Origin of the sequence: Gelidibacter japonicus (genome assembly GCF_010725055.1) — a bacterium.
In the GTDB taxonomy this organism is placed as follows: domain Bacteria; phylum Bacteroidota; class Bacteroidia; order Flavobacteriales; family Flavobacteriaceae; genus Gelidibacter; species Gelidibacter japonicus.
In genome coordinates, this window is record NZ_BJKB01000009.1 from 75,888 (window position 1) to 88,806 (window position 12,919).

A 12,919-nucleotide genomic window follows, 5' to 3' on the forward strand; every position below is an offset into this window, starting at 1 on the left:
GGTGGGTTTCTATTCAACTAACGGAAGCGTTGAAAAAGGTCATCACTGTTTTTTAGAAAAAAGAAGAAAGAATAAAGAGGAAAGAATAAAGAGAAAAGACTGGTATCGGAAGGTTGATGACTGATACGGAATGCTTGCTCTGAAACCTATTCTTGACCACGATCTGAAGTTTTAATGGCAATCACAAAAAAAGCGGAGTCTTATAAAGTTCTGACTATAAAGACGCTGATTTTTTTCTTTTCAGAATAAAAATAATAAAGAAACCTATTAATAGCACCCCGAAAACCCACCACCAAATTGGATGGATTCCTGTTTGCAATTCAATGGGAGCGGTGTCGCCAATCAATACCATGCCTGCCCAATATTGGGGCGATACCGTGCGGCCTTTGGCATTGGTAATGAAGTTTAGCTTTGCATTCCTCAGGGCTTCATCTTTTGCCATTCCTTCAGCGAGATTATCGTAGAAATTTTGAATGATTTTCACACTGCTTTCTTCGTCAATCTGCCAAAGACTGGTCAAGATGCTTTCGCTGCCGGCATAGTTGAATGCATGTGCCAAAGAAATCATTCCTTCACCGGGCTGGTAGGTAGGTTTCCCTGTTTCGCAGGCCGTTAAGATGGCAAGATTTGAACTTAGATTGGTGTTGTAGATCTCGAAAGTGTACAGTGAATTTTCGTCGTAGCTGTCATCCCGCGCGTACTTTTTCGCAAAAATAAGACGAGAAAATTCAGGACTTATATTGTTGCTTTCTGCATGTGTGCCAATGTGGATTATTTTGTGCTCACCAGCATTGGCTTCAAAAATCTGTTTCGTTGAATTTTCATTTAAGAACGATTTTCCATTAAAAATTTTAGAGTAATTTTTAGCCAATTCCACACTACTGGGTTGCGAGAGTAAAGTGAGGTACGCATTATCACTATTAACGGAATCTGTAATGGCAATTTTGTATTCGCTTTTCATTTTTTTAGTGAAACCGGGCGCAAAGGCAACAAAATTTTCAGAAAACATTTTGGGCTTTTTGTTTTCATTTAGTAGCAACAGACTAAAGTTGTACGAAATGGAATGGCTCGCCAGCAAACTATGAGTGGCAAGTTCTTTATAGCTTTTTATTTTTGATGGGGTTAGGGTTTCAAAACTTAGATTGAAGAGGGCCCCATCTGGAATAATAATAACTTTTTCGTTACTAATGCGGCTGCTCAAAGGTTCCCATAATTGCCGATAAAGCTCATAAAGTAAGGTGGACTCTTCATCGAAAGTTATCTTTGGATCGATTAATTTTTCAATGTGATTTTTTACAGATTCGTATTTTAGGGGAAGAATACTTCGGTTTTTGCTGTCCAATACAATTCCGTACAAACTTTTATCGATAAACAAATAGCGAATTACTGTAGTGTTGGCAGGAATATATTTTTGTAAATCTTTAAGTGAAACATCCAAAGTGGCATACTTCATTTTGTAATATTTGGGAAAGGCTGTTTTCAAAGAATCTAAAAACGAATTATAAATAGTACTCGCCTCGAGATAATTTTGAAATGATGTGGTTGAATCTTCACTTAAAGCGCTGAGGTTAACGGCTTCTTTTTTTAACTCGCTTTCCCTTTTTATAACCGCTTTCGGAACATTTACAATATTGATTTCATCTTGAAGCGTCAGCTTAGAACGAATGGTATAATAAACACTGTTTTCGTGGGTTTCTATAAGATTGGTAAGGTATTTTTTGTTTTCGGTTTGGGTGTATAAATCGTAATACAGCTGTTTTGTGAATCTGTAAAGGCCCAAAAAATTTGAATACAGCACATTCACATTGTCGTCTTTTGAAATCAGGGTTTTCTGTTCCTCAAGAATTTTGAAGGCATCGAACATAGTTTTCAAAAGACTTTTTAGAAAAACAGAATCTTTGGTTGTGTTCTGTGCGTAAAGTGCTTCCGATTTCGCTAAAATCAACAAAGGCTTGCGGTAGGCCAATTTTAAAGCATCGAGTGTCGTGCTTTTATTTTGGGTGCGGGTATCAATATACTCTATTCCTTTTTCGCTCCATTCGATGGCTTTTGGGTAATCGTCAATAGTGTAATACACTTCCGAAAGGTTTAGCATAAGAGCGATGAGATCGCTATTGTTTTCACCTCCGTTCATTTTTAAATAATTATAGGCATTTAAAGAAGTGGTTACTGCGGCTTCACTTTTACCGTTTTTCGCCAAAAACGAGCTTTTATCCTGTGCAAAACTTAAGTAGGTATCGTCTAAGTTTTCGCCGAGGGCGATTTTGTATAATTTTTCGGCATCGTTGTATGCTTTTTCCGCCTTTTCTATTTCGCCTTTTCGGTCGTAACAATTCGCCAAATTAGCAGTAGCAATGGCCTGCCAATACACATCAGGACTGGAATCGGCATCGTACATCGCAAGCACTTTCTCTAAGGAAATAATGGCTTTGTCTGTTTCTTTTAAAGCCATTTGCGATTGGGCCAACAGTATAAGTGCACGTGGAATTTCGGGATCGCCCGGGAGGTACAGTTGATCGCGATTATTGTAAATGTACGCCATAAGTTTATAGGCCCTATCTACATGGCCAATGTTAGAGTAAAGCGAGCCAAGGTTTGAAACGCCTGTCCATTTTAGGCGTTTACTGCGCGAAACAATGCGAACGTCATGAGATTCTTTTATGACAAAATTGCAATCCTGAATGAGTTTTTCCAGCGTTTGTAGGGATTCTGAAATATTGCCGCGAGCCTCCATTACCAGCGCCATATTCAATTTAATGCCCGAAGAGGAATATACTTTATACACCGAATCCCCTTGTATTTTTTGTAAGGTTTTGATAGCATTTTCAAAGAAGTTTTGGGCACTGTCCAATTTTTGGGACTGCCACATCATTATGCCAAAAAAATTGTAGACGTCAGCGATCTTTTTATAGTTCTTTATTTCAGATTTTTTGAATTCTGAAAGTGCTTTTTTAGCCTGTTCGTTAGCGTCCAAAAATTTTCCGGATATGTAATAGGAATAGGTTAGCGCATAATAAGCTTCGCCAATTTCGTTGTGCGTGGCATCGGGGACGGACCGAATTGTATTTAGTGATTCTTCAGCAGCTTTGAAAGATTCGGTGATGTTTCCCAATTCCTCATATAGTTGAGAAAGTCCCGACAATGCTATATGTAGAGCACGTTTGGATGCTCCGAGCGTTTTTAGGTTTTTAAAAAATGCATCGGCTTTTTTGGCCGCATCTTTTGGATTGCTTTTTAAGAGTGCAACCTTCCCTACATATACTGTGTATTGCGCCAAGGAATCTATTTGTTTGGCTTGCTTAAAATTTTCAATTTGCGTTTGTAGTGCAGCATCAGCCTCTTTCAATTGATTGTTTAATAGGTAAGAGTCTATCAATTTAATGCCGGATAAATTCGCGTCTTGACCGAAGCTATTTTGGAAGAAAACTAAAAAAGCAATCAGGATTAAAAGTAAAAAATTGTTGTATTTGGATACCATACAATCTTAATTAATATAATCTGAAATAGCACTTGCAATTTATAATCGCGTTGCTGCACGATTATATTTTTACAGCTGATTTTTTTGTCACAGACCAAAGTCTGAGGTTGTATTTTAATACGTTTAATTTTAGGGCTTTGTTTATTCTTTTAATGCGTTTAACAATTTGTTGTTTCTTTCAGAAGGATGTGCGTTTAACAGGTCTTTGGCTTCTTCAATTTTTCCTAACTTTATTTTTGCCAAAGCCGTATAATGGGCTGCGTCTTCTATAAAGATACCGTCGTTAAATTTAGTTGCGGGCTCTAAATATTCCAATGATTTTTCAGCATTACCTTCGGCTAAATAGGCGACACCTAAAAAGTAATTCAACGTATCATTTTCTGTTTTTTCGGGAAGCAGTTTTTGCCACCAGTTAATGGCTTCTTTATATTCTTGACGTTTATAAACAACCATTCCTTCGTAAAAATCATATTCGTTTGAGGCACCCATAACAGTTCGCAAACCTGGGTCTGCTTCAAAATGTGAGGCAAAGATTTTTTCAGGTGAATTACGGCTTTGAAACATCCAAAGAACTCCAAAGGATACAACCAACGCTACGGCAATAGCATACCAAATAAGCTTTGGGTTCATTTTCTCGGGAGACAAAATATTCACCTTAGTATCATTTTTATCCACTGAAATATGTTCATGAAATTCCTTTATTTTTGATTGCCTGATTCTATCCTCAATCTGTTCTCTTACTTTCTTTATGTGTGCGATTTTCGCGTCAACGTTGGGAATTTGAGTCAGCTCTTCATTTAACAAAAGTGTTTTATCCGACGCCTTGTTATGATCCAGATACCGTTCAATTAGATCCCATTCCAATTGCGTTATTTCAATTTGGGGTTTCATTTTTAAATTTTATTTTTAACTCATAACTCATAACTCATAACTCATAACTCATAACTCATAACTCACAACTCATAACTCACAACTACATACTATCGTCTCCAAGCGCCAATTCCTTCAACTTTTGGATACACCTATATTTTTTATTTTTTGCCGAGGCCTCTTCTATATTTAGATTTTCGGCAATAGTTTTCATAGACATTTTATTGAAATAAAACTGAGTTAGTAGGTCTTTGCATGCTTTTCCTAAGTTCTCAAATGCGATTAAGGTTATGGACATCTGTTCCTCGCTTTTTTCCATTTCGCTGGTTTGCATTGTTTCATCTGCTGCCAGATGATATGATTTTTCATCTATTGCAATTGTATTTCTTTTGGTCAGATGCCTCGTTTGGTCTATCCATTTATTTTTCGCAGCAGTAAAAAGATAGGCTTCTATCTCTGTCTTGTTCTTGGGCTTAAATTTTCCCGTACTCAACTTCTTCCAACACGCGAAAAAAGCATCCTGAAAAACATCTTTGGTATTCTCTAAAGTTCCTCCATTTTTAAGAATATAATATTTGGTTTTCGGGTATTGGGCAATATAAAATTCCCTTATGGCAACTTCTTTATTCGTTAAAAAAGCATCCAAGAGCGTAAATTGACCTAGATTTAGAGTTTCTTCCATAAAAATTGTATGGAAATATACAATTTTTTTTCACTCAATGTTAAGGTTCAATCATAATACAAATCCTGAATAATTTATAAAAAGTATGCAGGAATCTATACTTTGTTTAATGATATAACGGAGGGTTTCAAAAAGGTCATCAGAAAATTAGCTAGTTTCTGAAGCTAGATTCTAAGTCTGGGTTTCAGAGGTAAATTCCTCGGCTTCTTCCGAAGTTTTGCGTTTCATCAAAGAATTTTGTGGAAATTAAAATAAGGCTGCGGCTTGTAGAGCTTTGTCCATGCCATTGGGAATCAAGGTTACCCAACCCGGTCTGAAGCAGTTCAGGGTTTGATGGGTGATAAACTCGTCACCCAGATTTGGGATGAAAAAAAAGAGGCCATTTAATAAGTCATTAAACGGCCTCTTATCTTTCAATTTATCGTTCAGGAATAAGCTTTATTTCCTCGAGAGAAGGCACTTCTTTTGGAGGAGTAGATCGTTTAAAGCGGCTAATTGGGTTAAAGCTGACTAAACGGATGGCGTTAAGGATTACTAAAAGCACGCTCAATTCATGAATCAGCATTCCTGAGGCTAAATTCACGTTTTTTGTCAAGACCCCCGCCAACAACAGGGCGACTGTTCCTACTGCAATAAACATGTTTTGTTTCATGTTTCGCACCGTGGTTTTGGCAAGCTTCACAGCGTGGGTTAACTTATCAAGATTGTCGGCCATCAGGACCACATCTGCTGTCTCCATGGCGATATCGGTTCCTGCTACCCCCATTGCAATTCCAACATCGGCAGAAGCAATGGCAGGGGCGTCGTTTACGCCATCGCCCAACATGGCGAGTTTGATACCTTTCCCCATACAGGCTTTAACTTTTAGAGCCTTGTCTTCAGGGAGCAATTCGGCATATATGCGGTCCAAGCCCAATTGTTCGCCCACTATATTGGCAGTATGCTTATTGTCTCCGGTAAGCATTACCAAGTGTTTAATGCCCGCAGCCCGGAGGTTGTCTATAGTGTCTTTAGCCTTGTCTCTTATGGTATCGGCAATTGAAATAATCCCCAAGACCTTTTTGTCATCGGCAATAAAGACGGCTGTATTTCCGGCTCTCTCCTGCTGAGTGGCATAAGATTCCACTTCAGTTTCTATTGTGATTTCATTTTGCACAAGTCCCTTTCGATTGCCGATAAAGAGTGGTCTTCCATCTAAGTTGACTTCAATTCCGCGACCTTTAAGCACATTCACTTCTGTAGGTTTATTGACGAGTTTTAATCCAGTTTTTTCCGCTTTTTTCACAATGGCCCTTCCCAAATGATGTTCCGAGATCACTTCCGCTTCGGCAGCCATGAGGAGTAATTCCTCTTCAGTGATACCAAACCCTTTGATGGCGGTAACTTCCGGCTTTCCTTTTGTTAAGGTTCCTGTTTTGTCAAATACAAAAGCGTTTAATTTAGCCAGATTCTCCATGACCTCTCCACCTTTGATCAAAATTCCATTTCTGGCGGCGTTTCCTATTCCTGCTACAATCGATACAGGAGCGGAAATCACCAAGGCCCCAGGACAAGCAATAACCAGGAAGGTTAGCGCTAAATGGACGTCCTGTGTAATCGCCCAGACGAGGACAGAAAGAACCATAATTCCCGGTGTATAAATGGTAGCAAACTTCTCTAAAAACCGTTGGGTCTTTGCTTTCCCTTCCTGAGCCTCTTCTACCAATTCAATGATTTTGGCGAAGGTGGTATCCTCTCCAACATTTTCTGCTATAACCTCCAGATATCCACTGTCCAAAATACTGCCGCTGAATACTTGATCATCCAGACCTTTACTTACCGGAATAGATTCACCAGTAATTGCTGCTTCATTCACAGAGGCATTTCCTGTGATAACTCGACCATCTATTGGAATCTTTTCTCCAGTTTGAATGATGACCAAATCATTTTTTATAACCTCCTCTGCCATGATTGTGGAGCGTAAGCCATCGCGGACTACAGTTGCTTCCAACGGCGCCATGTCCATCAAGGATTTAAGTGAAGCACGCGCTTTTTCTAAAGAACGACCTTCCAAAAAGGCCCCAAAAAGAAACAGGAAAGTCACCGCTGCCGATTCAACATACTCTCCAATAATCAGCGCACCAATAACCGCTATAGTCACCAAAAGCTCGATACTGAACATTTTTAGTCGTGACGCTTTCCAAGCTTTTATAAAAGTTGGAACCCCAGCGACTATAGAAGCTGTAATTAAAAGCGCATCCAATAAGAGGCTGTTCCATTTGAACACATAGGTTGCTATTGCAGCAAGAAGTAAAATTCCTGCTGCATACATTATTCTATTTACTTGTTTAGCTTTCATTATCTTCTATACCTTTTATTAAGAGGTTATTATCGGGAAGCCTACTTTTTCTATCACTTCGGCCAAGCGATCGGAAGAAACTTTTTCTTCGTCATATTCTATTTTCACCTTGCTGGAATTAAAAAGCACTTTTGCTTTTTCTACCCCTGGTTCTTTGTTGAGAACGCCTTCTATCCTAGTAATACAACTTGGGCAGGTTAGGGTTTCCAATTGAAATCTTACGGTTTTTATTTCTTTTATAGTTTTCATGTTTTTTCTTATTTACGATTCATATTTAACTACTCATAACTCTGAACTCATCACTAATACACCTCCTTAGTGGGAAATATCCCCGTGTAATATGTGCTCCAAGGCTTCTAAAGTATGGGTGTATTGGACATAAGCATGTACATACTCACGCCCTTGCTCAACAGAATTATCTTTGGTCTTGTTGAGTTTTGCTACGGTTGCATAACGCTCCCTTAGCACTTGCTCCAAATGATTGGTGACGGTTTTAATCACTTTTTCAACATCGTTTTCTGCGATGGAGTTGTCTGCCATTTCAACCAAAGGAGTCATCGATCCTGCGGGTTTCAAGCCTGTAAAGGACGCGCCTTCCATTTCTCTGTGCAATCTTACAAGGGTTTCCAAGAAATGCTTTTCAACTATAGCATATACTTCTTTATCCTCGTTTTTTAAACTATAGGTTTTATGGAACAAAGGAATGATTTCCTTTTCTTGTTGTGGCTCAATCCACTTTAAAACCAGCTGCACATTATTTTGATCCAATGCTTTTAAGGCATCCTTAATAACCGGGCCGTCATAGGAATCGCAATGTGCAAATCCTGAAATACTGACCAACATAAACGCGAATGCCAAAAGAATTGATCGCATGTTGAATTTAAATATCCGTTCTACCTTTAAGGGGTTTGAAACGGTTAATTTTTTTGTTTGAGTTTTCATAATATCTGTTTTTAGAATTAATAATCTATTTTGATTTTCTGTAAACAAAACTATGGACTAAATCAAGAGTGTGCGACCTATCTTATAAGATGGCACTGTTTTCATGGGGAGTAGACGTCCCACTTTATAAAGTAGTACGTGGAAAGGCTAATCTTTGGAGGTGGAAATGGCTGATTCTTAGATTATCTTTGGGAATCTCTAAATTCGCTAGGGGTGGTATTGGTAAACTTTTTGAAAACACGGTTAAAAGCAGATTTAGAGTTAAATCCACTTTCGAAGGCGATGCCAAGTAAGGAATATTTGTCGAATTCAGGATCTACAATTTTATTCTTGACTTCTTCAACTCTATATTTATTAATAAAATCGAAGAAGTTTTGTCCATATACGTCGTTGATGACCTGCGAAAGATGATGATGGGGGACATTAAGGCTTTCGGCCAGCTTGGGCAAGGTCAAATCGGGTTCTAAATAGGGCCTTTCAGTTTTAAAATAATCATCTATTTTACAGAAACACTGCTCCAAAGCATCATCCTTTAATTTGGAAGGTGGGTTTTCGGTTTCGATAATAGGATCTTTGGCTTCTTTATCACTAAAGTTGACAAAAACGCCTATTTGTTTTAAACCAAAATATCCAATTAAGATAATAAATGCCGAAAATGATAGCATGAGACCATTAATGCAAAAACTCATTGAAAATAGATGGAAAACATGATGGATAACGGCTGAAATGACTAAGGATGTCCATATTATTCCAAAGGCAGGGATCAATCTACCTAACCAATCCAATTCGAAATCCTTGGAAGTAAAATTGAGGATGGACTCTTTGGTCTTGTGAAACTGTCTTTGGGCCAGAACAAAATATACTGGCCCTGAGAGCGCGGTAATTACGAGAAAAAATAAATATAGGATGGGCGTTTCGGCTACAGCGTCGGAATCGTGACCTATCCTAATTCTTTCTGAATAGGCGGGAAAACCTGACGCAATAAACAAGTACAGGATAAATACCACGAATGGTAAAAAGTGCAATAGATTTTTGGTTTTAAATCGGGCGTGGTTAAAAGTAAGAGTAGAAACATATAAGTATAAGAAAGGGCCGTTTAACAAGAACATTGCAACAATAATGCTAGATAAAAAAGGGGTATCGAAGAAGGATTCCATGGAAAAAGCGTAGATGCCTGTGATACTGCCGAGATACAAAAGCCAAATACTGAAGATGCGGTCATGCAGAAATTTTGGTTTTTTCTGAAGAAGAAGCACCATGAAAAAGAATGCATTGAAAGAAGCTATAAACAAAATATATTTCATCTGCTATATGTTGCTGTTTTTAAGTTTTTACTGATTCAGTGACCAAAATTTACAATTTGAAAAAAATCTTTATAAATAAAGTAAACCTATACTCTTTAATGTCTATATGACCATTTTTGCCCTACCATAAATTGAGATAGATTGGCGGCTCTATCTTCTATTATCCGTTGGATATTTACCTAATTATCATTTTCCTAGTGTATTTAGATACGCTATGATGCTGGTTTCTCTGGTTTGTAGATTGTAGGTAAATGCCAATGATATTTCACCGATAATAATCGGAATAAAACTATAATTACGAGACAAATAATTTCAACAGGCAGTTTTGGGACACCCAGGTTTAACAAAACGAAAAAAATAATGCCTCCGAGAATACAAGTGGTCGCATAAATTTCTTTTTTGAAAATAAGCGGGATGTTGCTTAAGGAAACATCTCTTATCACGCCACCAAAACAAGCTGTAATGGTTCCGAGTGAGATACTGATTATGGGATGTAAGTCAAGTGCAATTCCTGTCTGAATGCCAACCACAGTAAAAAATCCGAGTCCGATAGAATCGAAAAATAATAAAACGTTATGGTAATTTTTTATCACACTTTTAAAAAACAGGACGGCTATGGTCGTGATCAGCACAACTACCGCCGAGCTCAGGTCGAGCATCCAATTGACGGGAACTTTGCCAATAAGGACATCCCGCAAAGTACCTCCGCCCAACGCGGTGATAAATGCAATAATAAAAACCCCAAAAACATCGAGTCTTTTTTCCATCGCGGCAAAGGCACCCGCAATGCTAAACGCCGCAGTGCCGACAATTTCAATAATTCTGAGAGATTCCAATACTTATTTGGTTTTAGTGTTACGATGCTAATTTACAAAAGCGAAAAGTTCTCGTATTATTCAAATCTAACTACATGATAAAACTGAATAAACCATGATGGACCAAATAAGGCATATAAAATACAATGTCCAAATTCGGCCACTGAGCCTCCAAGCCATTATTAAAACCTTCATAGGTCAACTCCAAACCGAAGACAACACTTTTAATCCCTTTTTAAAAAATAAAACTTGATTTCAAGGCAGATAGAATTATGGTTATTGAATTTTAGCGCCTTTCCAACTGTTTTTGTAATTTATCTTCTACTTCGGTCAACAGCGCATGAAAATCGTCACCATATTCTGAAGCAAAAGGATCATTACCTGGGATACCTAAACGGATGCTGACCTGTTTTTGTTTGGTGCTTTTGTCTTTTTTATCTTCCAAGTAGATATCTGCCCACTCTATTCTGTCATAAAACCGACTAAGACGTGAGATTACTTTACGTATCGTATTTTGTACGTCTTCTCCTATGGAGATATCTACCGCCTCAATGTTAATTTTTATTCCGGAAATGTTATCTGTGTATTTCATAAATATGTTTTTTAATGATTATTTAATATAATGATCGTCCGCAAAGCTTTTCAAATAGGATATAGGATTGTAAGGCCAAAGACAAAGTTAACTTTTCTTAAAAGAAGAGTTGTATCAACATTATTTTATCCTCGGCCTCACAATCTTAAGTCCACTTTTCAGTTTCTATAAACTGATGAGTATTTTCTGCTTTAATTTGATTGCCATTTTTAGTGCGTTCAACAAAAGTTGAATTCACTGTACAGCACTTAAATTATTTTAAATATGCAGAATACATCCAAACCAATTTTTCTTGTTCACGAATGTAATCGCTCATCAGTGCATTAGTACCTTCGTCTTCTGCATCTGCGGATAATTCCAATATTTCACGTTGTAGGATAATAATGATCTTGAAGGACTCAAGAGTGTCTTTCATATCCTGAATCCCATCGGCTACTTCAGAACTTTCCTTGATTTTTGCTTCTTTCTGATAGATAGAGAATTTGTGGTTTGGTGTGTGACCAAGGGTTCGAATTCGTTCTGCTACTTCGTCAATTTTTATAAACAAATCTTCATAAAGTTCTTGGAACTTATCGTGTAATTCGAAGAATTTATCTCCTTTAATATTCCAATGGTATCCTCTGACGTTTTGATAAAAGATTGAATAATCTGCCAAAAGTTCATTGAGTTTTTCTGCAAGTACTTTGGATTTTTGAATGTCCAATCCAATTGAATTTAATTTTGCCATTTTTATAGTTTTAAAATTTATATTATAATTTAATTATTAACGGTTGATATCAACCAATATTTTTACTTCTGAAGGATCTTTGGTAAGTGCCTCAAACCCTTTTTCGACGATCTCATCCAATGAAATCACGCTGGTAATTAATTTTTCTACCGGTAATCTTCCGCTACTTATTAAAGCAATCACTTCTGGGAAAATGTTCCGGTAGGCAGCGGTCCCTATGATGGTCAATTCCCTTAGCGTTTGATTTAAGGCATCGTGGGTCACACTTTTACCAAAGAGCGCAACCAATATGGCCGTGCCGCCATTGCGTAAGCTGTTGATACCCGTGTCAAACGTAGCTTGAACACCTGCAGCATCGATAAAAACATCAACGCCGTGACCTGTAATCTCTTTTATTTTTTGAGTGATGTCTTTGTCCTTGGCGTTAAAAGTGTGGGTGGCTCCAATTTCTTTAGCTTTTTTCAATCTGTTTTCTGAAAGGTCTGATACAAAAATTTGGGACGCACCGGCTGCCAATGCCACTTGAACGGTGAGTAAACCAATGGGACCTGCGCCGGTAATCAATACGGTATCTCCCAATTTCATGCCACTGCGTTGGATTGCGTATGCAGCCACTGCCGCAGGCTCTACAATGGCACCTTGTTCAAAGGTCATGGAATCAGGCATTTTATGCACCATATAATCCTCAACCACCACATATTTTGCAAACGCTCCGTTAGCCGTGAGACCTATAAACCCCAAAGGCTCGGAAAGATTATATTCGCCAGTGGAAATAAACGGACTTTCGGGATTCTTAAAAATAGGTTCTACCGTTACTCGGTCGCCTTTTTTTATGTTTTTTACGTTTTTGCCTACTTCTTCAACGACGCCCGAAAACTCGTGTCCAAGGGTTGTAGTTCCCTGGTGCCCGTTAAGAGCGTAGGGTTCATCAACCGGGATTAGTTGAGGTCCGTCGTTGTATTCGTGCAAATCTGATCCGCATATTCCGGTAAACTTTACTGCAATTTTTACCTGATTGTCGTTGGGCGAGGGGATCGCTGTTTCTTCCACTCTAATGTCTTTTGCTTTATGCCAGCGGGCTGCTTTCATCATCTTCATAACTTTATTTATTTTTTACATTTTAGCATGTCATAAAATTCCTGAATGACGCCATTTCAGTTCATCAGTATTT

Annotated in this window: 11 protein-coding genes; all 11 read right to left on the reverse strand. The window is 38.1% G+C overall.

Annotation, left to right across the window (positions count from 1 at the left end; all coding sequences use genetic code 11):
• Positions 1–214: 214 nt before the first annotated feature.
• Positions 215–3,478 (reverse strand): CHAT domain-containing protein, encoded by a 3,264-nt coding sequence (locus G6N06_RS10620; protein WP_163516668.1) that lies wholly within the window; start codon positions 3,476–3,478, stop codon positions 215–217.
• 141 nt (positions 3,479–3,619) lie between these two features.
• The gene (locus G6N06_RS10625) at positions 3,620–4,369 is read right to left on the reverse strand and encodes a tetratricopeptide repeat protein (RefSeq protein ID WP_163516670.1); all 750 of its coding nucleotides are present in this window, start codon (positions 4,367–4,369) and stop codon (positions 3,620–3,622) included.
• Between the two features lie 82 nt (positions 4,370–4,451).
• Entirely contained in the window at positions 4,452–5,030 is a 579-nt protein-coding gene (locus G6N06_RS10630) for an RNA polymerase sigma factor (protein WP_163516672.1), read from the reverse strand.
• Between the two features lie 418 nt (positions 5,031–5,448).
• Positions 5,449–7,368 (reverse strand): heavy metal translocating P-type ATPase, encoded by a 1,920-nt coding sequence (locus G6N06_RS10635; protein WP_163516673.1) that lies wholly within the window; start codon positions 7,366–7,368, stop codon positions 5,449–5,451.
• Between the two features lie 18 nt (positions 7,369–7,386).
• Positions 7,387–7,617 (reverse strand): heavy-metal-associated domain-containing protein, encoded by a 231-nt coding sequence (locus tag G6N06_RS10640; RefSeq protein WP_163516676.1) that lies wholly within the window; start codon positions 7,615–7,617, stop codon positions 7,387–7,389.
• Between the two features lie 66 nt (positions 7,618–7,683).
• Positions 7,684–8,310: a DUF6448 family protein gene (locus G6N06_RS10645; RefSeq protein ID WP_163516678.1), complete on the reverse strand. Its 627-nt coding sequence runs from the start codon at positions 8,308–8,310 to the stop codon at positions 7,684–7,686.
• A gap of 182 nt (positions 8,311–8,492) precedes the next feature.
• Entirely contained in the window at positions 8,493–9,614 is a 1,122-nt protein-coding gene (locus G6N06_RS10650; RefSeq protein WP_163516680.1) for a helix-turn-helix domain-containing protein, read from the reverse strand.
• 212 nt (positions 9,615–9,826) lie between these two features.
• Entirely contained in the window at positions 9,827–10,450 is a 624-nt protein-coding gene (locus G6N06_RS10655) for a trimeric intracellular cation channel family protein (protein ID WP_163516682.1), read from the reverse strand.
• 265 nt (positions 10,451–10,715) lie between these two features.
• Positions 10,716–11,021, reverse strand: a complete 306-nt coding sequence (gene hpf, locus G6N06_RS10660) for a ribosome hibernation-promoting factor, HPF/YfiA family (protein WP_163516685.1) — start codon at positions 11,019–11,021, stop codon at positions 10,716–10,718.
• Between the two features lie 253 nt (positions 11,022–11,274).
• Positions 11,275–11,748 carry a Dps family protein gene (locus G6N06_RS10665; RefSeq protein ID WP_163516687.1) on the reverse strand — a complete coding sequence of 158 codons (474 nt, stop codon included), beginning with the start codon at positions 11,746–11,748 and terminating at the stop codon, positions 11,275–11,277.
• 36 nt (positions 11,749–11,784) lie between these two features.
• Positions 11,785–12,840, reverse strand: a complete 1,056-nt coding sequence (locus G6N06_RS10670; RefSeq protein WP_240338039.1) for a 2,3-butanediol dehydrogenase — start codon at positions 12,838–12,840, stop codon at positions 11,785–11,787.
• Positions 12,841–12,919: the final 79 nt, after the last annotated feature.